Annotated in this window: 23 protein-coding genes; 11 read left to right on the top strand and 12 right to left on the bottom strand. The window is 71.5% G+C overall.

Annotation, left to right across the window (positions count from 1 at the left end; genetic code table 11):
* Nucleotides 1-14: 14 nt before the first annotated feature.
* Nucleotides 15-1286 (top strand): phosphotransferase, encoded by a 1272-nt coding sequence (locus KYX17_RS01690; protein WP_243224807.1) that lies wholly within the window; start codon nucleotides 15-17, stop codon nucleotides 1284-1286.
* Here KYX17_RS01690 and KYX17_RS01685 read toward each other — a convergent pair.
* Nucleotides 1232-4717 (bottom strand): ATP-dependent DNA helicase, encoded by a 3486-nt coding sequence (locus tag KYX17_RS01685; RefSeq protein ID WP_243224806.1) that lies wholly within the window; start codon nucleotides 4715-4717, stop codon nucleotides 1232-1234. The genes KYX17_RS01690 and KYX17_RS01685 overlap by 55 nt on opposite strands.
* Nucleotides 4714-7962 (bottom strand): ATP-dependent DNA helicase, encoded by a 3249-nt coding sequence (locus KYX17_RS01680; RefSeq protein ID WP_243224805.1) that lies wholly within the window; start codon nucleotides 7960-7962, stop codon nucleotides 4714-4716. The genes KYX17_RS01685 and KYX17_RS01680 overlap by 4 nt, the downstream gene beginning before the upstream one ends.
* Nucleotides 7963-8087: 125 nt before the next feature.
* On the opposite strand from KYX17_RS01680, the gene KYX17_RS01675 reads away from it, so the two are divergent.
* Nucleotides 8088-8312, top strand: coding sequence for a DUF3107 domain-containing protein (locus tag KYX17_RS01675; protein ID WP_243224804.1), 225 nt, complete (start codon nucleotides 8088-8090; stop codon nucleotides 8310-8312).
* Nucleotide 8313: 1 nt separating this feature from the next.
* Nucleotides 8314-8601 carry a hypothetical protein gene (locus tag KYX17_RS01670; protein WP_243224803.1) on the top strand — a complete coding sequence of 96 codons (288 nt, stop codon included), beginning with the start codon at nucleotides 8314-8316 and terminating at the stop codon, nucleotides 8599-8601.
* Between the two features lie 168 nt (nucleotides 8602-8769).
* On the opposite strand, the gene KYX17_RS01665 is transcribed toward KYX17_RS01670, so the two are convergent.
* The gene (locus KYX17_RS01665; protein ID WP_243224802.1) at nucleotides 8770-9480 is read right to left on the bottom strand and encodes a ferritin-like fold-containing protein; all 711 of its coding nucleotides are present in this window, start codon (nucleotides 9478-9480) and stop codon (nucleotides 8770-8772) included.
* 188 nt (nucleotides 9481-9668) lie between these two features.
* Between KYX17_RS01665 and KYX17_RS01660 the strand changes: the two genes are divergently transcribed.
* The gene (locus tag KYX17_RS01660) at nucleotides 9669-11192 is read left to right on the top strand and encodes a DEAD/DEAH box helicase (RefSeq protein WP_243224801.1); all 1524 of its coding nucleotides are present in this window, start codon (nucleotides 9669-9671) and stop codon (nucleotides 11190-11192) included.
* On the opposite strand, the gene KYX17_RS01655 is transcribed toward KYX17_RS01660, so the two are convergent.
* Together KYX17_RS01655 and KYX17_RS01650 are read right to left on the bottom strand one after the other, a co-directional pair.
* Complete coding sequence (locus tag KYX17_RS01655; protein ID WP_243224800.1) at nucleotides 11096-12100, bottom strand: DUF817 domain-containing protein; 1005 nt, start codon at nucleotides 12098-12100, stop codon at nucleotides 11096-11098. The two genes, KYX17_RS01660 and KYX17_RS01655, sit on opposite strands and share 97 nt — an antisense overlap.
* A gap of 47 nt (nucleotides 12101-12147) precedes the next feature.
* Complete coding sequence (locus KYX17_RS01650) at nucleotides 12148-13017, bottom strand: PHP domain-containing protein (protein WP_243224799.1); 870 nt, start codon at nucleotides 13015-13017, stop codon at nucleotides 12148-12150.
* Nucleotides 13018-13132: 115 nt separating this feature from the next.
* On the opposite strand from KYX17_RS01650, the gene KYX17_RS01645 reads away from it, so the two are divergent.
* The gene (locus KYX17_RS01645; protein WP_243224798.1) at nucleotides 13133-14152 is read left to right on the top strand and encodes an endonuclease/exonuclease/phosphatase family protein; all 1020 of its coding nucleotides are present in this window, start codon (nucleotides 13133-13135) and stop codon (nucleotides 14150-14152) included.
* 1 nt (nucleotide 14153) lies between these two features.
* Here the strand turns inward: KYX17_RS01645 and KYX17_RS01640 are convergent, their stop codons facing one another.
* Nucleotides 14154-14543 (bottom strand): DUF3054 domain-containing protein, encoded by a 390-nt coding sequence (locus KYX17_RS01640; RefSeq protein WP_243224797.1) that lies wholly within the window; start codon nucleotides 14541-14543, stop codon nucleotides 14154-14156.
* Nucleotides 14544-14585: 42 nt separating this feature from the next.
* Here KYX17_RS01640 and KYX17_RS01635 point away from each other — a divergent pair, with 42 nt between their 5' ends.
* Nucleotides 14586-16004: an aminopeptidase P family protein gene (locus KYX17_RS01635; RefSeq protein ID WP_243224796.1), complete on the top strand. Its 1419-nt coding sequence runs from the start codon at nucleotides 14586-14588 to the stop codon at nucleotides 16002-16004.
* 14 nt (nucleotides 16005-16018) lie between these two features.
* Here KYX17_RS01635 and KYX17_RS01630 read toward each other — a convergent pair whose 3' ends face one another.
* The 5 genes from KYX17_RS01630 to KYX17_RS01610 all read right to left on the bottom strand — a co-directional run bounded on the left by KYX17_RS01630 (nucleotide 16019) and on the right by KYX17_RS01610 (nucleotide 19458).
* Nucleotides 16019-16684 (bottom strand): SDR family oxidoreductase, encoded by a 666-nt coding sequence (locus KYX17_RS01630; RefSeq protein WP_243224795.1) that lies wholly within the window; start codon nucleotides 16682-16684, stop codon nucleotides 16019-16021.
* A 109-nt stretch (nucleotides 16685-16793) separates the two neighbouring features.
* On the bottom strand, nucleotides 16794-17180 hold the full coding sequence (locus KYX17_RS01625) for a VOC family protein (RefSeq protein WP_243224794.1): 387 nt from the start codon (nucleotides 17178-17180) through the stop codon (nucleotides 16794-16796).
* Entirely contained in the window at nucleotides 17177-17917 is a 741-nt protein-coding gene (locus KYX17_RS01620; protein WP_243224793.1) for a metallophosphoesterase, read from the bottom strand. Before KYX17_RS01620 ends, KYX17_RS01625 begins: the two co-directional genes overlap by 4 nt.
* Before the next feature lie 19 nt (nucleotides 17918-17936).
* Nucleotides 17937-18611, bottom strand: a complete 675-nt coding sequence (locus KYX17_RS01615) for an alpha/beta family hydrolase (RefSeq protein ID WP_243224792.1) — start codon at nucleotides 18609-18611, stop codon at nucleotides 17937-17939.
* A 1-nt stretch (nucleotide 18612) separates the two neighbouring features.
* On the bottom strand, nucleotides 18613-19458 hold the full coding sequence (locus tag KYX17_RS01610) for a general stress protein (protein WP_243224791.1): 846 nt from the start codon (nucleotides 19456-19458) through the stop codon (nucleotides 18613-18615).
* Nucleotides 19459-19535: 77 nt separating this feature from the next.
* Here KYX17_RS01610 and KYX17_RS01605 point away from each other — a divergent pair, with 77 nt between their 5' ends.
* From KYX17_RS01605 to KYX17_RS01590, 4 genes are read left to right on the top strand one after another with little or no spacing between them, the layout of a single operon-like run.
* Nucleotides 19536-20801 carry a magnesium transporter MgtE N-terminal domain-containing protein gene (locus KYX17_RS01605; protein ID WP_243224790.1) on the top strand — a complete coding sequence of 422 codons (1266 nt, stop codon included), beginning with the start codon at nucleotides 19536-19538 and terminating at the stop codon, nucleotides 20799-20801.
* Entirely contained in the window at nucleotides 20801-21370 is a 570-nt protein-coding gene (locus KYX17_RS01600) for a DUF1003 domain-containing protein (protein WP_243226153.1), read from the top strand. Before KYX17_RS01605 ends, KYX17_RS01600 begins: the two co-directional genes overlap by 1 nt.
* On the top strand, nucleotides 21367-22485 hold the full coding sequence (locus KYX17_RS01595; RefSeq protein ID WP_243224789.1) for an Mrp/NBP35 family ATP-binding protein: 1119 nt from the start codon (nucleotides 21367-21369) through the stop codon (nucleotides 22483-22485). The genes KYX17_RS01600 and KYX17_RS01595 overlap by 4 nt, the downstream gene beginning before the upstream one ends.
* A gap of 34 nt (nucleotides 22486-22519) precedes the next feature.
* Nucleotides 22520-23020: a YcxB family protein gene (locus KYX17_RS01590; protein WP_243224788.1), complete on the top strand. Its 501-nt coding sequence runs from the start codon at nucleotides 22520-22522 to the stop codon at nucleotides 23018-23020.
* Between the two features lie 16 nt (nucleotides 23021-23036).
* Here KYX17_RS01590 and KYX17_RS01585 read toward each other — a convergent pair whose 3' ends face one another.
* Nucleotides 23037-23420: a Sec-independent protein translocase TatB gene (locus tag KYX17_RS01585; RefSeq protein ID WP_243224787.1), complete on the bottom strand. Its 384-nt coding sequence runs from the start codon at nucleotides 23418-23420 to the stop codon at nucleotides 23037-23039.
* A gap of 84 nt (nucleotides 23421-23504) precedes the next feature.
* On the opposite strand from KYX17_RS01585, the gene KYX17_RS01580 reads away from it, so the two are divergent.
* Nucleotides 23505-24143 (top strand): O-methyltransferase, encoded by a 639-nt coding sequence (locus KYX17_RS01580; RefSeq protein WP_243224786.1) that lies wholly within the window; start codon nucleotides 23505-23507, stop codon nucleotides 24141-24143.
* Nucleotides 24144-24150 lie beyond the last annotated feature (7 nt).

Genomic DNA, 24150 nt, shown 5'->3' with positions numbered 1-24150 from the left:
CCTACCCTGGGGGCATGGCACGCTCTGCATTCACTCTAGCGGCGGCGGTGACAGCGGCACTGCCCGGAGCGGAGGTGACCGGTGCGCGCCCGCTCACGGCCGCCGGCGACGGACGCTTCGATTCCGCGGTCGCGACCCTGGCCGACGGGCGCGAACTGGCGATCCGGGTCGCCGACGACGATGAGACCGCCCGCGAACTGGCCGCCGAGGCCCTGGCGCTGCGCGCACTGACCGCCGGCGCCCGTGCCATGCTGCCGTTCCGAGTCCCGGAGTACATCGGCGAGACCCGTCTCGGGGACTCCCGCGCCCTGGTGACCGAACTCCTGGACGGCTTCCTCGTCGAGGCGGCCGACGTCCCCGCCGGACGGGGAGCTGCGGTCTCGATGGGACAGGCGATCGCGGCCGTCCATGCGCTCCCGGCATCCGTCGTCCGCGGAGCGGGGCTTCCCGCGCGCACCGCCGAGGATGTGCGCACCGAGATCCGCGGACTCGTCGATCGCGCGGCCTCCACCGGGCGGGTGCCCGCCCGGCTGACCGTCCGGTGGCGCGAAGCGGCCGATGACGACGAGCTGTGGCGATTCGAATCGGCGGTCACTCTGGGCGGCGCCCAGTCCACGTCCTTCCTGTTCGCCGACGACCCGGAGGAGGGCCCCCGGGTGACGGGCGTGGTCGGCTGGCACGCCCTGTCCCTGGGGGATCCCGCGGTCGATCTGGCCTGGCTGTCGGCGGCCCCGGATGCCGCGGCCGATGTGCAGGCCGCGTACACCTCGGCGTCCGGTCGCGCCCCGGACGCCGCGATCGGCGTCCGGGCACGGCTGCTCGCCGAACTCGAGTTCGCGCGGTGGCTCGTGCACGGAGACGCCCTGCGCCGCCCCGACATCGTCGACGACGCCGCCACGCTGCTCGACTCCCTCGCCGAGGGCCTGCGCGGCGACGACCTGGCCGTGATCGCCGAACGTGGCGGAGACGGGGTGGACTCCGCCCTGGACGCCCTCGATCGCGTCCCGGAGCAGGCGGCTTCCGGCGTCGACACGTCGATGCAGACGGATGCCTACAACCCGGAGGATCTCTGGCTGGAGAACGCGGAGTCCGAGCCGGTCGGCGACGCCGATGCCACGGCCGATCTCACCGACATCTCCGACTCCGACCTGCGGCCGCGCGATGACGCGGATTCGGGGTCGCCCGAGACCCGCGAGCGCGAGCGCCCGGAGGGCGACGGCGTGGACGAGGCTCAGCGCGCGGCTCGCGCCGCGCTCCAGCGCTGGACCAGCTCCTCCTCCGAATAGATCCGGTCGCCGCGGATCACGAGGTCGTCCGCCACGTAGTAGAGGGCGACGTCGATCTCGTCCAGCGGCACGCCGAACCGTCGATGGTAGGCGAGCCGGTACAGCGCGAGCTGCAGCATCCGCTCCTCCTTCTCCGCCGCGGTGCGGGGCGCCTTGCCGGTCTTCCAGTCGACGATCTCGATGCGCCCGCCGCGATCGGCGCGTCGGTAGACGGCGTCGAGCTTGCAGATGACGATGTGCTCGCTCCCGGCGGAAGTTCCCGCCGCGGGCGCGCCGAGGGCGAAGTCGATCTCGATCTCGACGGCGATGGGCTGCAGCGGCGCCCATTCGCTCCGCTCGAAGATCTCTTGGAGCCGCGACATGTCGGCCTGATCGGCCGCGGAGACCTCGTGTGCCTCGGGAGCCTCCTCATCCCGTTCCCAGAGCGCGGCATCCGGAGCAGTCCCCGCGCCGACGAGCCCAGATCGGTGCTCGACCCAGGCGTGGAACAGCGTGCCCAGACGCGTCTGCCTGTAGGGACGCTCCGGCATGGGTCGCGCGAGCGAGCGCACCGTGCCGGTGTAGTCGGTCACGTAGTCCTTGAACCGCGACGCGGGCACACGCGTGGGCGCATCAGCGACCGCGCCGACCTGCCGCGCGGCGCGTTCCGCCAGCAGGCGCGCGAGCTCCGGGGTCGGTTCGAGCAGGGACCGGCGTTCCCGTGCTCCGCGCACGGCGTCCGCCGCCGCCGTGACCGCGGTGCGTCGCGCGCCGAGCGGATCCAGCGGCCACCGGGTGGTCTTCCCTGGGCCGTCGTACGGATTCTCCTCGCCCGGCTCCCCCGGGATCGGGGAACCGAGCACGTCCAGCGCCTCGAGCAGATAGGGCGACGGCTTGCGCGGACTCTTCTGCCCGGCCCAGTGCGCCCCCGTCAGCAGCAGATCCGTGCGGGCGCGGGTCACGGCGACGTAGGCCAGCCGGCGCTCCTCCTGCTTCTGATACTCGCGGTACCGATCCTTGAACACGGTGAGCGCGCCCGGGTTCGTCTTGCTCGAGCTCGTCAGCGAGGCGACCCCGGCCTTCTTGCGCTTCACGGGATCCAGTTCCTCTTCAGCCGGAGGGATCCAGGTGAAGCGAGGCAGAGCGTCGGCGTCGCCCCGCAGGACGAAGGGCAGCACTCCGAACCCGAACCACCCCGAGGTGTCCGTCGGTCGCGACGGCAGCTCGTCGTCGACCATCCGGACCACCGCCACCGCGTCCCACTCCAGCCCCTTCGATCCGTGGATGGTGAGCAACTGGACGACGCCGGGTTCGGGCGGCTCGGGGCGCGGCATGAGCTCGTCGGTGCTCTCGGCCTTGTCGAGCCAGGCGATGAGGCTCCCGATCGTGCCGCGGTCATCCGCCGCCAGGAACGCGCGCACCTCGTCGGCGAACGCACGCAACTGGGTCGATGCGACGCGCGCAGGGCCCCGGGTCTCGTTCGCGGCGAGTTCGATGTCGAGCCGCAGCTCCGTCTCGATGAGGCGGATGAGCTCGGGGATCGGCTGCGCCGCGGCGCGACGCAACCGCTCCAGCATCTCCCCCGCCGCGCGCAGCCGCGCCCGCCCCTCGGGCGTGATGCTCTCCAGGAGCCGGTAGTCGTCGCGCAGACTCCGCACGACATCGACCGCGTCGATGATCGACACCGCCTCGTCGGCGCCGCGCGAGGAGCGGATGCGCTGACGCAGGTCGTCCGGGAGCGGGAGCAGGCCGCTGTCCCGGCGCGAGAGTTCCGCTGCCAGGTCGTACAGCGCGGCCATGTCCGCGACGCCGACGGCGAACCGCGGTCCGACGAGGAGCCGGATGAGCGACGAGCCGGCGTTGGGGTCGTGGATCACCCGCAGCACGGAGACGACGTCGACCACCTCGGGTGTGGCCAGCAGACCGCCGAGCCCCAGGATGCGATGAGGGATGCCCCGCGCGGCGAGCGCGGCCGCGAAGGTCTGCATGTGCCGCTTGGAGCGGAACAGCACGGCTCCGGTGTGCGGCTTCGGACCCCCGTGCGCCTCGCGTCGGTCGGCGAACCAGTCGGCCACCGCCACCGCCTCGTCGTCGACGGTGAGCGGAAAGCGCACCTGCACCTCTCCGGATCCGGCGCCGGGTCGCGGCTCGAGAGGAGGCACGTCGAGGCCGGGCCGCTGCAGCGGTTCGAGCACGCGGTTCGCGACGTCGAGAATGCGGGAATCGTTGCGCCAGCTCGTCATGAGGCTGTAGGTGACGGCGGGAACGGATTCGGCGAAGGTGCGCGAGAAGGCGTACAGATTGTCGGCGCTCGCGCCGCGCCAGCCGTAGATCGACTGGTGCGGATCCCCCACCGCCATGACCGCCGAGTCGCGGAACACGGCTGCCAGGAACCGGGTCTGGATCACCGAGGTGTCCTGGTACTCGTCCAGCAGGACCACGCGGTGCTGTTCACGCAGCTCGGCGCGCACGTCGGGAGAGGATTCGACGATGTCGAACGCGCCGGCCACCTGATCCGCGAAGTCCAGCACGCCGCGGCGCTGCTTCTCGGCGATGTATTCGCGCACGAGCGCCGTGAGGGTGGGAAGGGCCAGCAGATTCGCCGTCGCCTTGTCGATGTCCCCCGTGCCCCCGCTCGTGTACGGAGCGAACTGCTCAGCCTGCCGGACGGCGATCCGGTCGGCGCGGTCGAGATCGGCGCGATGGTCGAGCGCGTCCCCGGCGAGACGCTGCACGGCGTCCACGACCGTCCCGACCGCCCGGTCGATCTCCTCGAGCTCGGGGAGATCCGCCCGCAGCACGACCTCGCGGGCCAGCATCCAGGAGGCCGCCTGGCTGAGCATCGCCACGTCGGGGTCCCGACCGATGCGCGCCGCGTGCTCGCGCACGATGGCATCGGCGAACGCGTTGTACGTCGACACGCGGGGGCGGATCAGGAGGTCCTCCGCGCTGCGCGCCGCGGGCGGCGCCCCGGCGACCCCGAAGCGCTCGCCGAGTTCGTCGAGCACCTGCCGACGGACGAGATCGCGCTGGGGTCCGGTGGCCGCGGCATCCACCCGACTGAGCGCCCCCGAGGCGACGATCTCGGGAAGATGCGGCAGGAGGCCTCGTCGGCCGTACTCGTCGATCAGGGCCAGACGCGCCCCGATGCGTTCGGAGAGTTCGCCGGCCGCCTTGCGCGTGAAAGTGAGACCCAGGATCTCGTCGCGGCGCACATGCCCGTTCGCCACGAGCCAGACCACGCGCCCCGACATGGTCTCGGTCTTCCCGCTGCCCGCGCCCGCGACCACGAGGGCCGGGGCCGGCGGCGCCTCGATCACGCGCTGCTGGGCGGTCGTCGGCGCCGGCAGCCCGAGAGCGGCGGCGATGTCGGTCGCCGAGATCCCGTTTCCAGGATCGGGCCAGTCGGCGGAGGCGTCCAGCACGGGTTCCTCGGTGGAGATCGTGCTCATGCGCTCACCGCCGGGACGGTGTGGATGCGGCAGGGCTGCACCCGCCATTGCGTGTCCGCGCAGTGCGCCTCGGTCTGCGCCGTGAAGCTGCTCGCCGACATGCCGCGCGCGGCGTCCGCGATGCGGTTCAGGAACCGGGCGCGCGCCTCGCCGTCGAGCGTGTGCTGATGGGCGACGCGGTAGTCGCTGCCGGACAGTGTCTTGGCCACGAGCACCAGACGCGCTCCCGTGAGCGCCGCGGGATCGGCGCCGTCGATGAGGCCCTGCTGCACGGCGATCTGGTAGGCGGCGAGCTGCGCGTGATCGACGACCTTCTGCTCGTTCTCGGGCTCGTACTTGCCCGTCTTGAGATCGACGACCACGACCCGTCCTTCCGTTGTCCCCGGGGCCATCCGGTCCCATCTCTGGCCGCGGGCCTTGGCGTGCTCCCCGCCGCCCGGCGGATACGCCTCCACCCGGTCGATGAACCCGTGCACCACCGCACGATGCGGGTGAGGGCCGGAGTCCGCCGAGAGTCCGTGCACGGCCGGCGCCGTCCCGGTCTCCGACGCGGCCTCGGTGTCCTCTTCGAGGTCGACGGCGAAGCGGAACTCGACCTCACCGGCGAGCACGCGCCCGCCGTCCACGGTGACGTCGGACAGGTAGGAGTGCAGACGGTCGATGTACTGATCCGCCCTCCGGCGCTCCTTCCGGCCGATCCATGCCGTCTCGAAGTCCAGCTCGGGCCAGTGCTCGGCGAGGATCGCACGCATGCTCTCGAGATCGCCGTCCGGCACCTTCTCCATCGCCTCGTGCACGATCGTGCCGATTCCCGCGGACGGCGGGAGGATCGTGTCACCACCCAGTGCCGACACGACCCAGTTCAGTTCGCACTCCTCGAACGACTCCATCCGCGAGGGCGAGACCCGCGCCGCGTCGACGGACAGATCGTGCAGCGGGGCAAGCGTGGACGGCGCGGTCACGCCGTACCACTCGTCGGGATGCGCACCGGGGACGCCCTCGTCCGCGAGGATCGCGAGCTGTCCTGCGGCCTCCTCGCGGGCGAGCGCCGACGTCGACGTCGTCAGCACGCGCCGATGACGCGCCACGAGACCGCGGAGCGTCAGCGGATGCTCAGCCGAGGGGTGCAGATGCGGAGCGTCAGGCTGAGGGAGGAACGCGAAGAACCCGCTCGGGGTCGCGTCGTCGTCGTCCACCGCCGTGACGAGCAGTCGGGATCGCGCTCGAGAGAGGGCGCGCACGAAGAGCCGCAGCTCGTCGTGCAGCGCGGTGCGGCGGCGATCCAGCACTCCGGGCGCGGGCACAGTCGTGCCGGCGCGGGCCGCCGTGACGGCGTCCGCGAGACGCCAGGTCCCCAGCATCCCTCCGCGCAGGCGGACGTTCGGCCACACGCCGTCCTGCACACCGGCGACGATGACGGCCTCGAACTCGCCGCCCAGAGCGGTCGCCGGCGTCAGGAGCGTCACGAGGCCGGGCCGGTCCGGCGTGGAAAGGGTGTCCTCGGGGACCTCGCTGTCGAGGATGTCGTGGATGAACACGGCCGGCTTCTCCTCCGGCGAGCGCTCCACGAAGCGCTTCGCGGCGTCGAACAGCGCCACCAGACTGTCCAGCGCCCGTGCGGTCTCGCCGCCGCCGGGCTGCTCGGCCGCGATGCGCCAGGATCGCTCGAGCCGCGCGCCGTCCAGCCCGCGGGCGCGGTCCCAGACCCGCCAAAGCAGTTCGTGGATGGTCTCTCCCGCGTCGGCGGCGGCCGCGACCTCCGCGAGCGTCGCCGCGAACCGATCGGCGGCCCTGGCCTCCGGCGCATCGATGCGGTCGAGCTGCGCCGGGTGCATCATCGCCTGGCGCAGTAGCTCTGCGGCCGGCGTCGAGCCCGCGTCGGCGAGCTCGAGATGGCGCAGCCGCGCGCGCAACCGGCGCAGCCCCACGGCGTCCATGCCACCGAACGGCGTGCGCAGCGCCTCGGTCAGGGCATCGATCTCGCGCTCCGCCGGCGGGGTGAGCGCGAGACGCACGATCCCGACGATGTCGCGCACGACGCCCTCGCTGCCGAGCGGGCGCTGCACCCCGGCGGCGCGCGTGGGCACCTCACGCGCCGCGAGCTCGGTCTCCAGCGCCGCGACCTGACGGGTGTCGTGCGCGATCACGGCCATGTCGCTCCAGGCGATGCCGTGGCTCAGATGCCAGTCCCGCAGGACGCCCGCGATCCGGTCGAACTCCTCATAGGGCGACGACGCCATGAACGTCGAGACGGCCCCGTCGTCGTCCACGGGCACCGGCGCACGGCGGTGGTCGACGCGTCCGGCGACGCCGATCGCCTGTGTGACCGTGCGCGTGAGCATCGTCAGGGCGGGCGTCTGCCGGTGCGGGGCGTCCAGCACGTGCACCTCCTCGAGGACCGAGGCGAGATCGTGGAACAGCTGGGGCGTCGCTCCCCGGAACGCTCCGGACGAGATGTCGGGGTCGCCGAAGGCGAAGACGGCGACCCCTCGCGCGCGCATCGCCCGCACGAGTTCGACGCCGCCGCGCGTGAGCTCCTGCGCATCGTCGATCAGCACGACGCGCAATGCGGCGAGAGGGCCGAGCACGGCGGCATCGGCCTCGCGCAGCAGAGCGGCCGCCTCGCTCACGAGGTCGGGGATGTCGCGGTGCGCGGAACGCATGCCCGCGAGCACGCGGCGGTACTCGGACAGGAAGTCGCCGACCGCGCGCCAGACCTCGTCGTCGGACGCGCGCAGTTCGTCGGGCCCGACGCCGAGTTCCGTGCACTCGGCGAGGAACGCGCGCAGCTCCGAACGGAACCCCTTCGACGCGCGCATCGCAGGACTCAGTTGGTCCGGCCAGCGCGATGCGGCCCCGTCCCGCTCGTCGGCGGCATCCCCTTCGAGGAGGTCGGCGATGATGCGGTCCTGGTCGGCTCCGGTCAGCAGCGCCGGCGGCTCGTACCCGGCGTGCACCGTCGCCCCGCGCACGACCTGGAAGGCGAACGAGGCCAGGGACCGGGCCAGCGGGCCCGGGGTCGCCTGCCGCGTGCGCACGCCTACAGCGTCGCGCAGCTGGGTCGCGGCCTGCCGGCTGGGAGTCAGCACGAGCACCGACTCGGGCGGCAATCCCCGCTGCTCGAGGAGCGTCGAGACCCGGGCGATCAGCGTGCGGGTCTTGCCGGTGCCCGGGGAGCCGATCACGACGGCGGATGCATCGGCGGGCGCCTCGATCACGGCGGTCTGCGCGGCATCCTCGGTCATGTCTCCACGCTAACGCGGCGCGCCGACACCGGCGTGTGCGCCGTGGGCGAAACCGGCGGTCACCCCGATCCCGCCCCCGGGGCGCGGGGTAGAGTTGCCTCAGTCCCCGACTTCAAGGAGCACGCGTGGAAATCCGCATCGGCATCGTCAACACCGGCCGTGAGCTGAACTTCGAGACCTCCTCCAGCCCCGACGAGGTGCGTTCGCAGGTGGCCTCGGCGCTCGAGCAGAGCGCCACGCACCTCAGCTTCAGCGATGTGAAGGGCAGCGCGTACATCGTGCCGACGGCGAACCTCGCCTACATCGAACTCGGCACCGAGGAATCGCGCCGCGTCGGCTTCGTCGCCTGACATGTACATCCTTCTCGCACTCATCGCCGCGTGCGCCCTGGGCATCGCCCTGCACTTCCTGATGCCCGAACGCGCGCTGCGCGGGGTGGTGGTGACGCCCGGGATCGCCACGGCCGTCGCGGCTCTGGTCTACACCGGGATGCAATGGGCCGGCGTCGGCGAGGACAGCATCTGGCTGTGGTTGGCGAGCATCGGCGGCGGCTTGCTGCTCGCCGCCCTCGCGACGCTCGGGCTCACGGCGACACGCCGCCGGTCGGATGCCGCGCAGAAGGCCGCTCTCGGCATCTAGCCTCGTCGCCTCGCGCCGCATCCGCGCCCTCGCATCCTGCCCCACGCATCCCGCGAGACTTGGCTTGCAGAGCGAAACTTGCGTCAGTGCGCCAAGTCTCACCCCGCAAGCCAAGTCTCGCGGAAAGGCGCTCGCGCGAAGGCGCTCACGGGGCGAGGGAGGCGGCTGCTAGGCCGCGAGGCCCATCGCGTCCATCCGGCGCGCATGGGCGCCCATGAGCTCGGTGTACACCGGCTCGATCCGGTCGTCGTCCACGACGAGGCGCTCCGGTCGCAGCGCCGAGCGCGCCACGAGCAGCGTGTCGCCGACGAGCCGGCGCGCCCACATCGACAGCAGCGACCGCCACTCGGCATCCGATTCGATCGTCGCGGTGAGGATCGCGACGATCTCCTCGGTGTGGTCGTCCTGGCGCAGGATCTCCCCCACCCGACGCCCGGTCTCGCCGTAACTCCCCGCCAGCGCGAGGTAGAAGTCGTCCAGCATCCCCGCCGTGATGTAGACCGCCAGCAGCGTCTCGCGCGGACGCGCGCCGATGGTCTTGCGGCGGAACGCATCCAGGTGCTCGCGGAACGGCAGCATCAGCTCGGTCGGGTCGTCGCCGCGCTCGGCGATGAGGTCGACGATGTCGCGGTGCTTGTCGAGGGCGGCGCCGGCCGCGCGCGACAGCGCCTCCTTCTCGCTGAGCTCGGGCGTCGCCCTGATCAGCCGTGTCAGCGTTTCGAAGTACCCCAGCTGCAAGTACGCCGCCTGCCCGAGGAAGCGGTCCTCCTCGGGTGCGAGCTCGGCGAAGTCGACGCGCGTCGCACCGGAGTCCTCGCCCCGGCTGCGCAGGGTCAGCGTGCGCCGCGGCGCCTTGCGCTGCCAGAACCACTGAACCATGGACTTCAGACTACCGACCCGTCCGGCCGCCGAGCATCCGCCTGACGGTCCGGAGCGGGTGCTCGGGTAGGCTGGAGACACGCTCTGCCGCAGGACGCAGGGCCCCGCGCCTGTGGCACATGAGACGGCGTGGATCCGTAAACGTGGCGCGCCCCGCGCACGGGCCGCCGGACAGGCAACATCACATCGTGACAACCTTCGCCGAACTCGGCATCGATCAGGACATCGTCGACGCTCTCGCCGCCAAGGGCATCGTCGACGCGTTCCCCATCCAGGAGCAGACCATCCCGCTGGGTCTTCCCGGCCAGGACATCATCGGCCAGGCCAAGACCGGAACGGGCAAGACCTTCGGCTTCGGCATCCCCGTCGTCCAGCGACTGGGCGAGAACCCGGAGCCGGGCGTCAAGGCGCTCATCGTCGTCCCGACCCGCGAACTGGCCGTGCAGGTGTACGAGGACATGGATCTGCTCACCAGCAACCGCTCGACCAGCGTCGTCGCGATCTACGGCGGCAAGGCCTACGAGGGCCAGATCGACCAGCTCAAGGCGGGGGCGCAGATCGTCGTCGGCACCCCGGGGCGCCTCATCGACCTCGCCGGCCAGCGTCTGCTGGACCTGTCGAACGCGACCGAAGTCGTGCTGGACGAGGCGGACAAGATGCTCGACCTCGGCTTCCTCGCCGACATCGAGAAGATCTTCCAGAAGGTCCCCGAGAAGCGCCACACGCAGCTCTTCTCCGCGACCATGCCCGGGCCCATCGTGGCGCTGGCGCGCCGGTTCATGACGAACCCGATCCACATCCGGGCGAACGACCCCGACGAGGGCCTGACCCAGGCCAACATCAAGCACGTCGTGTACCGCGCTCACTCCCTGGACAAGGACGAGGTCATCGCGCGGATCCTCCAGGCCGAGGGCCGCGGCAAGACCGTGATCTTCACCCGCACCAAGCGGGCGGCGCAGAAGCTCGTCGACGAGCTCAGCGACCGCGGCTTCAACGTCGGCGGCGTGCACGGCGACATGGGACAGGAGCAGCGCGAGCGGTCGATGGCCGCCTTCAAAGCCGGAAAGCGCGACGTGCTCGTCGCGACGGACGTCGCGGCCCGCGGCATCGACGTCGACGACGTCACCCACGTGATCAACCACACGATCCCCGATGAGGAGAAGACGTACCTGCACCGGGCGGGGCGCACGGGCCGCGCGGGCAAGACCGGAACCGCGGTCACCTTCGTCGACTGGGAGGACCTGCACAAGTGGGCGCTCATCAACCGCGCCCTCGACTTCGGCCAGCCCGAGCCGGTCGAGACGTACTCGTCCAGCCCGCACCTGTACACCGACCTGAACATCCCGGAGGGCACGAAGGGGCGCCTCACGACGGCGCCGAAGACGCAGGCCGTCAAGACCCAGCGCCAGCGTCCGGAGAAGGCTGCGGATGCCGCGGCGGAGGGCACCTCGGACGGCACCACGCGCCGCCGCCGTCGCCGTCGCCGCGCGGCCGACCCCGTCGGGTCGACGTTCACCGAGGGCACCGAGACCAAGAGCGAGCACTCCGCGTCCGCGCCTGCGGCCGACCGCGCCGCCGAAGGCGCCGGCACCCACGACGGCGCCGGCAAGGAGCATCACGACGGCAAGCCGGCTCCGGCCCGTCGTCGTCGCCGTCGCCGCGGCGGCTCGGGCGGCGGCTCCGCACCGGCCGCACCGGCGACCGGCGCCTGAGAGTTCCCATCGAGGGGCGGATGCTGCGGCATCCGCCCCTCGTCCTCTTCCGGCAGAGTCGGAGCAGGCTCCCGCGGCGGGTAGACCCACGTCACCATGACCACCGAGATGATCATCAGCAGGAACCACGAGACCAGCTTGCTCGGGGACACCGGCTGCCAGCCGTCGACCTGATCCGGATACGCCCACGCGCCCGCCCACGTGCCGATGTTCTCGGCGAGGTAGATCGCCACCGCGACGCCGGCGAACACGACCAGCAGCGGGAGCCGGAGCACGCGCCGCCACACCCGCGCGTGCAGGACCGTCGGCAGCCAGACCAGGACGACGGCCGCGAGCAGCACCCAGCGGGCATCCCACCAGAAGTGGTGGGTGAAGAAGTTGGAGTAGATCCCCGCGGCGACGACGGTCGTGATCCATCGGCGGGGATAGCGCGTGAAACCGAGGTCGAACAGCCGGTGGACGCGAACCATGTACGAGCCCACGGCCGCGTACATGAACCCGCTGAACAGCGGGACGCCGGCGATGCGCAGCATCCCGTCCGCGGCGTACGCCCACGACCCCGCATCCGTCTTGAAGATCTCCATCGCCGTCCCGGTGATGTGGAACAGCACGATGACCCAGAGCTCGCGCCCCGTCTCGAGCCGGAGCACGAGCATGGCGACCTGGATCAGCACCGCCGCGATCGTCAGCATGTCGTTACGGGCGAGCACCGCGTCGTCCGGATACCAGAGCCGTGCGGCGACGATCACCGCGAGCAGCGCCGCACCGAAGACGCAGGCCCAGGCCTGCTTGAGCACGAACACGGCGAACTCGATGATCCCCGCGCGGACGCCGCCCGCCGAGGCGTCCCGCAGCAGTCGATGGGCGATGTCGTCGATGCGCCGCTCGAGGGAAGTCGCCCGCTGCATGCCCGGAACCTATCGTCGTCACCCGGGAGTTCCCCGACAGTCGCGCCTCAGGGATATCGCGGTGCCGTGCCGGTGGCGCGGTCGATGATCCGCGCGACCATGTCGTCGGCGGTCGTGTTCTCTCCGGGAAGATTCGGCTTGCCTGCGCCGTGATAGTCGCTGGACCCGGTGACGATGAGGTCGTGCTTCGCCGCGATCGAGCGCAGCAGCCGTTTGCCGTCCTCGGTGTTCTCACGGTGGTCGATCTCGAATCCGCCCAGGCCCTCGGCGATCAGACGCTCGATGAATGCGAGCGGCATCATCCGGTCCCGCCCGCTGGTGACCGGATGCGCGATGATCGCGACGCCGCCGGCGCGGGTGATCAGGCGCACCGCCGTCAGCGGATCCGGCGCGTAGTGCGGCTCGTAGTACCCCTCGCGGGGGTGCAGGATGCCGTCGAAGGCCTCGGCCCTGTCACGGACGATGCCGCGGGCGATGAGCGCATCCGCGATGTGCGGGCGTCCGACCGTGGCGTCCTGCGTCGTCTGTGCCAGGACGTCGTCCCAGTGCAGGTCATAGTCGCGGCCGATGTTGCGCACGATCCGCTCGGCGCGGCCGACGCGGTCACCGCGGATCCGGTCGGTCTCGGCGGCGAGCGCCGGATCGATGGGGTCGAAGAGGTATCCGAGCACATGGACGCTGCGCCACTCATGCTTGGCGGACAGCTCCATCCCGGGCAGGAACGTCATGCCCAGCTCGGCGGCGGCACGTCCGGCCTCCTCCCACCCCGTCGTGCGGTCGTGGTCCGTGAGCGCGAGGGTCCGGATGCCGTGGGCGTGCGCCTGTCGCACGACCTCGGAAGGCGGCTGGGTGCCGTCGGAGTGGTTGGAGTGCAGATGCAGGTCGCTCGGACCGTCAAACCGCTGGGCACTCCTCATCCCCCGAGCGTATCGCCCGCTGCACGCACGGGCTCGCGCCGGGGCGACGCGCCGTGTCGAGACGCGGCCCGGCACGCCAGAGGATTCACAGGCCGCGCACCTAGGCTGGAAGGCGATGTTCCGAGTGCTGGGGATTCTGGTGACCGTGCTGTTCGCGATCGCGACGGCGGTCTTGGTGTGGCCGCAGTTCTTCCGGTTGGAGCAGACATATCCTTTCGCGCAGCTGGTCGCCGTGCGGGGTGCGGTGGCACTCGCCTACGGGGTCATCGTCGTGCTGGCGCTGCTGCTGCTGTTCGCCAAGCCGCTGCGCGGCTTCGCGGCGTCCATCCTGATCGTCGCGCTCATCGGGGCCGGCGCCTCCATCGCGATCGGCGCCGTCCGCGGCCTGGGCACGGATGCGCTCCCGGAGCGCACCGAGGGCAGCGTGCGGGTGATGACCTGGAACACGGCAGGCGAAGCCATCCCGGCGGAGGACATCGCCTCGGAGATCCTGGAACAGGATGCCGACATCGTGGCGCTGCCCGAGACGGCGGAGTCCGTCGGCGCGCGGATAGCCGTGATGCTGCGCGAGCAGGGGCATCCGATGTGGGTCCATCACGTGCAGTTCAACCCGGACATCCCGGACGGTCCGCAGGCGTGGCAGACCACGATCCTGATCTCCCCTGAGCTGGGCGACTACTCCGTGATCCAGTCCTCCGTGGACGGGTCCAGCAACACCAGCTCCGTGCCGAGCGCGGTCGTGATGCCGGTGGACGGCGACGGTCCGACCGTCGTCGCGGTGCACGCGGTCGCGCCGCGCCCGGAGGCGATGGATCATTGGCAGAGCGATCTGGCGTGGATCGCGGACCAGTGTCCCGAGGGGGACTTCATCCTCGCGGGTGACTTCAACGCCACGATCGACCACATGGCGTCCCTGGGCGTCGACGGCGGCGACATGGGCTACTGCCGCGACGCGGCCGCCGCGACGGGCAACGGGGCGGTGGCCACCTGGCCGGCGTCCCTGCCGGAGCTCGTCGGCGCACCCATCGACCACATCATGGCGAGCAGGAACTGGGAGCCGGTGGGGTCCGTCGTGCTCGACGCCGACGGCAGCGACCACCGCGGTCTCGTCGTCCAGCTCGACCCGGCCGGCTGATTCAGCGCGACCGGCGGCGCCGGAGCAGCGCGACCACGCGCCACCCGACGAGGAACACGGCGAGCACGATCGCCGTGACGACGACGAACGCCCAGGCCGTTCCCTGGCCGGTCAGCGCGCGCAGCGCCATGCCGCCGGCCACCGTGACGACCCAGATCAGGATGCCGGGGACGACCCGAGCGGCGTCGATCCCTCCGAGCAGCGCCACGGCGTGCACGACGATGAGCGCCGCCAGGAACGGCCAGATGGAGGCGAGGACGCGCGCCGCGGCATCCGGCTCGCCGAGCGAGTGCGACAGTCCGCCCAGAAGGCAGAACACCACGACGAGGACGGCGTCGATGAGGATCGTGACGGCGGGGGTCGGGCGCTGCGGGGTGCTCTCGGGACTCACTCGTCCAGCCTATGTCGCGGGCAGGAGTGAGAGACTGGACGCATGAGCACCGGATCCAGCGACACGATCGCACAGGCCACCGACGAGGACGCGGCGAAGACGCCGGTCACCAACCGCAAGCAGCCGTTCCCGCGGGGCTTCCTCGACAGCATCTCGACCGGCTGGGCCGAGCGCCCGGAATCGCTGCCCGCGCCTCGGGCGCAGGCGCCGTTCGCCGCGGCGCGGCGCGCGAAGGTCTCGGCGGCGTTCCCCGGGAAGCGCCTGGTGATCCCGGCGGGCTCCCTCAAGCAGCGCAGCAACGACACCGACTACCCGTTCCGCGCGCACTCCGCCTTCGCGCACCTCACCGGGTGGGCGTCGGACTCCGAGCCCGATTCGGTGCTCGTCTTCGAGCCGACGGACGCCGGGCACGACGTCACGCTGTACTTCCGCGAGCGCGCCGACCGCACCACCACCGAGTTCTACGCGGACGCGACGGTGGGCGAGTTCTGGATCGGGCCTCGCCCGTCGCTCGCCGGGGTCGCCGCGGATCTCGACATCGCGACCGACCACCTGCACGTCTTCCAGCCCGGAGACGACGACGTCGCACTGGGCGATGCCGACCTCGATCGAGTGGTGTCCGAACTGCGCCTCGTGAAGGACGAGTACGAGATCGCCGAGATGCGTCGGGCCGTGGACATCACCGCCCAGGGCTTCGACGACATCATCCGCGCGCTCCCCCAGGCCGCCGCGCACGCACGCGGCGAGCGCGTCGTCGAGGGCGTCTTCCATCGCCGGGCCCGCGAGGACGGCAACGGCGAGGGATACGACACGATCGCGGCTTCCGGTCCGCACGCCTGCTACCTGCACTGGACGCGCAACGACGGGACGGTCGTCCCCGGGGACCTGATCCTGGTGGATGCCGGGGTCGAGGCCGACAGTCTCTACACGGCGGACATCACTCGCACGCTGCCGGTGAACGGGACGTTCTCGGACGTGCAGCGACGGGTCTATGAGACGGTGCGCGAGGCCGCGGACGCGGCGTTCGCTGCGGCCCGGGTGGGCGTGCCGTTCCGCACCGTGCACGAGGCGGCCATGTCGGTCATCGCCGCACACGTCGCGGAGTGGGGCCTGCTGCCCGTCACGGCCGAGGAGGCGCTGGATGCGGATGCCGGTGGACAGCACCGCCGCTACATGGTCCACGGCACCTCCCACCACCTCGGCATCGACGTGCACGACTGCGCCCAGGCGCGGCGGGAGATGTACTACGACGGCATCCTCGAGCCGGGGATGGTGTTCACGATCGAGCCGGGGCTGTACTTCCAGATCGACGACCTCACCGTGCCCGAGGAGCTGCGCGGCATCGGCGTGCGGATCGAGGACGACGTCCTCATGACCGAGGACGGACCCGTGAACCTCTCGGCGGGCATCCCCCGCACGGCCGACGAGGTCGAGGAGTGGATCCGGCGCGTCCAGGCCTGACGGCGTCGCTCGGCTCAATAGCGGGCCGAGAAACCGCCGTCGGCGTGCAGGAGCTGCCCGGAGACCCAGCGTCCCTCGGGTGACACCAGGAACGACACGAACGCCGCGATGTCGGCCGGGGTCCCGACGCGCCCGAGCGGGTGCGCCGGCAGCAGTGTCTCGGCGAATCCGTCCGGGAACCAGCCCGTGTCGATCGGGCCCGGGTTGAGCACGTTCGCCGAGATGCCGAGAGGGCCGAGTTCGCGCGCCGCGGAGATCACGAGCCGGTCGAGCGCGCCCTTGGACGCCCCGTAGGGCAGGTTGCCGGTCGTGTGGTCGCTGGTCAGCGCCACCACCGCTCCCCCGTCCTCCGGGATCTGCCGAGCGAAGGCGGCGATCAGCAGCAGGCTCGCGCGGGCGTTGACGGCGACGTGGCGGTCGAAGCTCTCCGCCGTCGTGTCGAGGATGCCGGTCGGCACGTCGTGCGCATGCGAGAGGACGAGTGCGGAGATCGCGCCGTGCTCGCGGACGATGGTCGAGACCAACTCCTCAGGCCCGGTCGGAGTGGACAGGTCGCACGGGTGGTCGGCATCAGTGAGATCGCTGGTCACGACTTCCCATCCGTCCGCCCGCAGGCGGGGGACCATGCCGGCGGCGATGCTGTCTGCGCGGGCGGCACCGGTGACGAGGGCGAGGGGCATGACCGACACCCTACAAGCGACGGCCCGGGTGTACCGAACTCCTGCAGAATCGACCAGAACGCCGGTGATGCGGCCCGCCGACTCTCGGTCTGCCGGAGTTCGGCACGCGTCAGGACTCCGCCACGACCTCGACCTTGAATCCCGCCGCGTTCTCCAGCCAACCCGCGTAGTAGTCCTCGCCCCCGGCATGCGGGTACCGCTCGGCGTACAGCGGCGTCCATCCGTGCGCGGGAGCTGCCGCCATCAGAGCATCCACCGCTGCGGGCGCACCGCCGCGGAACGCCAGGTGGTTCACTCCGGGTCGGCGCCGATCGTGCGCAGCGGCGGACAGGTTCGGCGAGGTCGTGAGCGTCAGGTAGGCACCGCCCGCCGCCCAGGACATCCCCTCGGACCACTCCTGCTCCCGGACGAATCCCAGCGCCGAAAGCAGCCACTCCCATGCCGCATCGAGGGAGCGATCCGCGATCCACACTTCGACGTGGTGGAAGCCGCTCACTGCTGCCCCCGGTACACGGCCGTCCGGAGTTCCACCGACCACACGTCGCGCGTCGGCATCCCCACTTCCTCGGCCACCGCGATCTCGACCTCGACGTCGTAGGGCACGCGCACGAACTGGACGCCGAAGGGCGCCGGGTCCTCGGCATCCGTCACGCCCTCGAGAATCACGTACGAGGGCTGCGGGATGTCCAGCGGGTTCCCGACGCTTCCGACGTTGAACAGGGTCCGCCCGTCGACGGACTCGATGTATGCGTCGTGGATGTCCGCATACCCGACCACATCGGGGGAAGGACCGTCTCCCGTCATCTCGGTGTTGACGAACATGCCGGCGAACTGCTCGGGAGTGTGGTGGAAGTGCACTCGCGTGTGGGGGCTCTCCGCCGACGCATGGAACAGCCGGATGCGCCGCCCGCTCATCACCAGGTCGTGGCTGAGCGACAGGGCGCCGAGCCAGGCCAGGCTCTCCGCCGACAGTTCGGCATGCCACCAGCGCATCTCCTCCGGCGCATCGTCCGCAGTGAAGCGCAGGAAGTCGTCCCAGTTCCCGCGAACGTTCACCTCGCACACCTCACGGCAGCGCCGCACCGCGGCTTCTCCCCGCGGTCCCTTCCCTGCCGTGTCTCCGAGGTTGAAGATCCGATGGATGCCGCGCTCCGCGATGTCGGCCAGCACGGCCTCCAGGGCCGTCATGTTGCCGTGGACGTCCGAGATGAGGGCGATGCGGTCGAGGCTCACCCCACCATCGTCGCAGACGTCATCGCGCGGTCGCGGCGAAGTCCACCACGAGTGGCGCCAGCGATGCGCCGATGATCGCCGCGGGGCGCTTGTTCCCCTTCACCTCGAAGGAGTGTCCTCCCCCGTCGATCCAGGCGATGCGTGCGTCCTGGCAGCTCGCCACGGCCTCCTCGAACTGCTCCAGCGGCTGGATGAACGGATCGACCGTCCCCGAGACGAACAGCTGGGGCGCGATAACCGACGGCAGGTGTTCGACGCGCGGCTTCTCCGGCCGTCCCGGCGGATGCAGCGGATACCCGAGGTAGACGAGCCCGTCCACCTCCATGCCCTCGGCCGCGGCCATCGACGCCATGCGGCCGCCGTAGGATCGTCCGGAAGCCCACACCGGCCCCTCCGTCCGCGCCCGCACCGCGGCGAGCACGGCGTTCCAGGCCGCGACGGCGTGGGCGGCCGGCCCGGGCATGCGCCGCCCCTGCGCGCGGTAGGGGAAGTCGAAGCGGACGGCGGCGAAACCGGACTGGTTCAGCGCCCCGGCGAGTCCGACGAGGAAGGGATGTTCCATCCCCGTCCCGGCGCCGTGCGCGATGATGACCGTGCCCCGTCCCGGGTCGTTCTCCGGTTCCGCCCAGGATGCCGGAACCGTCGCGGTGCCGTTCGGCAGCGCCACCTCGATCCGCAGCGGCTCGTCGACCATTTCAGTCGTCGGCGGGCTTGCCGCCGGCCGCCTCATCGGAGGCCGGCTTCGCCGGTGCCGCGGAGGAAGCAGGAGCCTCGCCGTCCGCGGCGTCGGGCGACACGGGCTCGGATCCCGCGGCAGCTGCCGGCTTCGGCTCGGCAGGAGCGGCCGGCTTCGGGTCGGCAGGCGCCGCGGCGTCCCCAGGGACCCGCTCGCCGTAGCGCGGGCGCGGATCCGCGGGACGCGGCGGGATGACCGGCTGACCACCGGTCGCCGAGGCCGCCGAGGTCGCGGAGACCGGTCCGGACGGCGCCGCTGCCTGCTCCTGCTGCCCGGGGGTGATCCGCTCGCCGTACCGCGGCGGCTCGTCGAGGTTCACCGGCGGTCGCACCGGTGCCGGACGCTGACCGCCGAGCACCTGGCGCGCCTTCGCGAGGGATGCCGGCAGGACCGTCACCTCGTAGTGGTCCGCGGCCATCTGCGTGACGCTCGCGAAGTCGCGGCGGCGGCGGACGATCGCGAACGTGACGAGACTGAGCATCATGCCGATCGCGACGCCGATGAAGAGGTAGGCGACGAAGAGCTGGATGGGCGCTTCGGGATTGCCGAGCACGAGTATCGCGGAGAGGAGCAGGCCGATCAGCAGCCCGTTGATGGCGCCCGAGCGCGCGGCGGCCGCGTAGCCGAGCCGACCGGTGACGCGTTCGATCGTGCGCACCCCCTGGCCGACGATCGCGATGTCCCTTGCCGGGACCTCGCCCGCGATGAGCTGCGACACCGTCTTCTGTGCGCGCTCGTATTCGCGCATCGAGGCGACGGTCTCTCCGACCTCGGCACCGTCTGCGGGGCGGTTCAGCATGCTCATCCGTCCATTCTTCCATGCGCGTCCGTGGCCGGAGCTGTGGGCCCCGCTCGCCCGCGCCCGCGGACTACGCTGGACGCGTGAGCACACAACGGGTATTCGTCGCGCGCCTGGCCGGGTGCGCCGTCTTCGACCCCGTGGGCGACCGGCTCGGCAAGGTCCGGGATGTCGTCATCGTGTACCGAAGTACGGCCGCGCCGCGCGTGATCGGCCTCGTCGTGGAGATCCCCGGCCGTCGCCAGGTGTTCCTCTCGATCGGCCGCGTCACGTCCATCCGCGCCGGCCAGGTCATCACGACCGGGCTCATCAACGTGCGCCGGTTCCAGCCGCGCCCCGGCGAGGTGCGCGTGCTGGCCGAACTGCTCGGTCGGAGGGTCGCATTCGTCGACGGCGGCGGCTCCGCCGTCATCGAGGACGTCGCGATCGAACCGAACCGGCTCGGCGAATGGAGCATCACCCAGCTGTTCCTGCGCAAGCCGAAGACCAGCGCCTCGCCGTTCGCCAAGGGTCCGACCGCCTTCGCCGCCTGGAACGAGGTCGCCGAGGAGCGCGCGCCCGGTGAGGCGCAGTCCGCCGAGCAGCTCGTCGCCTCGTATTCCGAGCTGCACGCCGCCGACCTCGCGAACACCCTGCTCGATCTGCCGCAGCAGCGCATGATCGAGGTGGCGGAGGAGCTGCCGGACGACCGGCTCGCCGACGCGCTGGAGGAGATGCCCGAGGACGAGCAGGTGCACATCCTCGACCGCCTCGGCGACGAGCGCGCGGCCGACATCCTCGACCAGATGGAGCCGGACGACGCGGCCGACCTGCTCGCCCAGCTGCCCAAGAAGCGCCTCGAACAGCTCCTCGAGCTCATGGAGCCGGAGGAGGCCGAGGACGTCCGGACGCTCCTCGCGTACGGGCCGGACACGGCCGGCGGCCTCATGACCACCGAGCCCATCATCCTGTCCGCGGACGCCACGGTGGCCGAGGCCCTCGCCCTGATCCGCCGGCATGAGCTGCACCCCGCTCTGGCCGCCGCGGTCTTCGTCACGCTCCCGCCGTTCGAGACCCCCACCGGGCGGCTGCTGGGCGTCGTGCACTTCCAGCGCATGCTGCGCTACCCGCCGCATGAGCGCCTCGGGGCCATCGTCGACGACAGCATGGAGCCCGTCTCGGTGACCGCGTCGGCGGCGGAAGTCGCCCGCATGCTGGCCAGCTACGACCTCGTGTCGCTCCCCGTCGTGGACGCCGCCCACCGCCTGGTCGGCGCCATCAGCATCGACGACGTGCTGGACTATCTGCTTCCCGACGACTGGCGGACGCACGACATCGATGAACCCGCGACCGGTTCGGGGGCCCGATGATGGCCAGGAACGCGCGCACCGCGCTCGACGCCCCCCTCGGGCGAGCCACGACCCGGCAGCGGCCGACCTCGCGCGACCGCTTCGGTCGCTTCACGGAGTGGGTGGCCCGTGCGATGGGCACCCCCGCGTTCCTGCTGATCCTCACGCTGTTCTGCGTGCTCTGGATCAGCTGGAACACGCTCATGCCGGAGAACCTGCGCTTCGACGACGCGGCCCTCGGCTTCACGGCGCTCACGCTCATGCTGTCGCTGCAGGCGTCGTACGCCGCACCGCTGATCCTGCTGGCGCAGAACCGTCAGGACGACCGCGATCGCGTGCAGATCGAGCAGGACCGTCAGCGCGCCGAGCGCAACCTCGCCGACACCGAGTATCTGGCGCGCGAGATCGTGGCGCTGCGGCTGTCGCTCGAGGAGCGCAACGCCCAGGTCGTCACACGCGACGTGCTGCGCCAGGAGCTGAGGGCGCTGCTGGCCGAGCTCGAGGACGGGCCGTCGGCTGATGCGGAGAGCCCGTCGGATGGCGCGTCCCCGCGCACCGGCCCGATCACGACGCGGCGGCCGCGCCGATGACGGCAGAGCGCGTCCGCGCCGCGGTCGAGGCGGTCTCCGACCCGGAGCTGCGCCGGCCCATCGGCGAGCTCGACATGGTCCGGGACATCAGCCTGGAGGGTTCCACCGCGTACGTCGCGATCGTCCTGACGATCGTGGGATGCCCGGCCGCGAACCGCATCGAGTCCGACGTCAGGCGCGCCGCGGCATCCGTCCCCGGCGTCGAGGACGTCGAGGTCGCCGTCGGGGTCATGACCCCCGACGAGCGCAGGGCGCTCACCGAGAAGCTGCGCGCCGGCCGCCCCGCCAGGCAGATGCCCTTCGGACCCGACTCCCTCACACGGGTGATCCTGGTCTCCAGCGGCAAGGGCGGCGTCGGCAAGTCCACCGTCACGGCCAATCTCGCGGTCGCCCTCGCCGAGCGGGGACTCGCGGTCGGTCTGGTGGACGCCGACGTGCACGGCTTCTCGATCCCGGGCCTTCTGGGCATCCCGTCGGGGACGCAGCCGACGCGCATCGACGACCTCATGCTGCCGCCGGTCGCCCACGGAGTGAAGACGATCTCGATCGGCATGTTCCTGCGCGACGGCGAGTCGGTCGTGGCGTGGCGCGGCCCAATGCTGCACCGCACGGTCCAGCAGTTCCTCACCGACGTGTTCTTCGGCGACCTGGACGTGCTGCTCATCGACATGCCCCCAGGGACCGGTGACATCGCGATCTCGATCGGTCAGATCCTGCCGCACGCCGAGGTGATCGTGGTGACGACGCCTCAGGCCGCGGCCTCCGAGGTCGCGGTGCGCAGCGGCCTGGTCGCCAGGCAGACCGGACAGCGGGTGATCGGCGTGGTGGAGAACATGGCGCCGTTCGCACTGCCGGACGGGACCGTGGTCGACCTGTTCGGCTCCGGCGGCGGCGCCGAGGTCGCCCGCGCCCTGTCCACCCCCGAGGAGCCCGTCGCCCTGCTGGCCTCCATCCCGCTCAGCCCCGCACTGCGCGCCGGCGGGGATGCCGGGACTCCGGTCGTCGTCGCAGACGCCGAGGATGCCGCGGCCGCCGCGATCGACGCGCTCGCCCGGCGGATCACGACGAGAGGCAGGGGGCTGGCCGGACGGCCGCTTCCCTTCTCCCCCGCCTGATCCCTCCACCGCGCGCACACGCGACAATGGAGGGGTGACCGATGCCCCCCGATACGTCCCGGTCGATCGCGACCTGCTGGCCCGCATGTCCCGCGACGCGACGATCTTCGTCCTCACCCGCCCGCTGTCGATCGTCGTGTGGATCGTGCTCGCGGCGGCGCTGCTCATCGCCCTGATCTCCTTCGGCACCGCGGCGGCGCTGGCGCCGGCAGAAGCGGGGAGCATGATCGTCATGCCGACCCTCATCGCCGGCGTCATGGTGCTGTACGCGATCCTCACGGTGACCAGCGTGCGCCGCTCGCTCGCCGCGGCGATGCCGGCGGGGACGAGCGTGTCGGTCCGGGTCGGCGAGGACGAGCTCCGGGTCGAGAGCGCCCAGGGCACGTCGCGGATCGCGTACTCGACGTTCCGGCGCATGAAGGCCGGTCAGGACGCCGTCATGCTCCAGCTGCGCGGGTCCTCCGCCATGACCGCCCTCCCGCGCCTCCTGCTGACCGACGCCGATCTCGAACGGCTGCGCGCGAAGATCGGCTGAGAACGGCCGGCGGTCGTCAGGTCGCTTCGGGGTCGAACGGCGGCGGGCTGGTCCGGGTGAACACCGGCATCACGCGCGGGGCAGGAGGAGGTGTCGGCGCCGGCGCCGCGACGGGTGCCGACGGCGCGATCGGCGCCGGCGCGGAGTCCTCGAACAGCGCGTCCCGGATGATCCGGCGCGGATCGTACTGCCGGGGATCGAGCTTGCGCCAGTCGACGTCCGCGACCTCCGGGCCCATCTCCTCCTGCACGCGGCTGCGGGTGTCGCGCAGGAGCTCTCCGCCCCGGCGCACGAGCTTCGCGAACTGCTCGGCGTAGTGCGGCAGGCGCTCAGGGCCGATCAGAAGCACGGCGATCAGACCGATCACCAGCAGCTTCTCGAAGTCGAGTCCGAACCCCATCGCTCCAGGCTACCCCGCCGCGCCTGACCGACGAGACCGCGGCATGCACCTAATCTGAAGGAAACCAGCAGTACGGGAGACGCCATGAGCGAGCACGACGCCAACGCGCGATACATCCGCGAGGCCACGGCGGAGCCGGATGCCATCACCCGCGCCCGAGCCCGAGCCGACGAGATCGGCGCGGCACCCATCAGCGCGTTGGTCGGCTCGCAGTACGCCCTGCTCGCCGCAGCCGTGAACGCCCGCACCATGGTGGAGATCGGCACGGGTGCCGGGGTGTCCGGACTGTGGCTGCTGCGCGGAGCGCCGCACGCCGTGCTGACGTCGATCGACAACGAACCGGAGCACCTCGCCGCGGCGCGGCAGGCCTTCGCCGAAGCACGGATCCCCACCACGCGCGCACGGTTCATCACCGGCCGCGCAGCGGATGTGCTCCCGCGCATGAACGAGGGCTCCTACGACATCGTCCTCGTCGACGCCGACCCCGAGAACGTGATCGAGTACGTCGAGCACGGCCTGCGCCTGGTGCGCACCGGCGGCATCGTCCTCGTCCCCCGCATCCTCGTCGGGGGCAAGGTCGCCGACCCGGTGCAGCGCGACGCCGTGACCGCCGGGTACCGCTCGCTCATCCAGGAGACCCAGCAGTCCGAGGCCGTGCTGGCGTCGATCTCGTCCTCGGGCGAGGGACTGCTCCAGCTGATCAGCGTCGCCGAGACCGACTGACGCGAAA

It is taken from the genome of Microbacterium sp. CIAB417 (assembly GCF_022788845.1).
The sequence above is the reverse complement of the archived record's forward strand: the minus strand, read 5'-3'. Positions and strand labels throughout refer to the sequence as shown.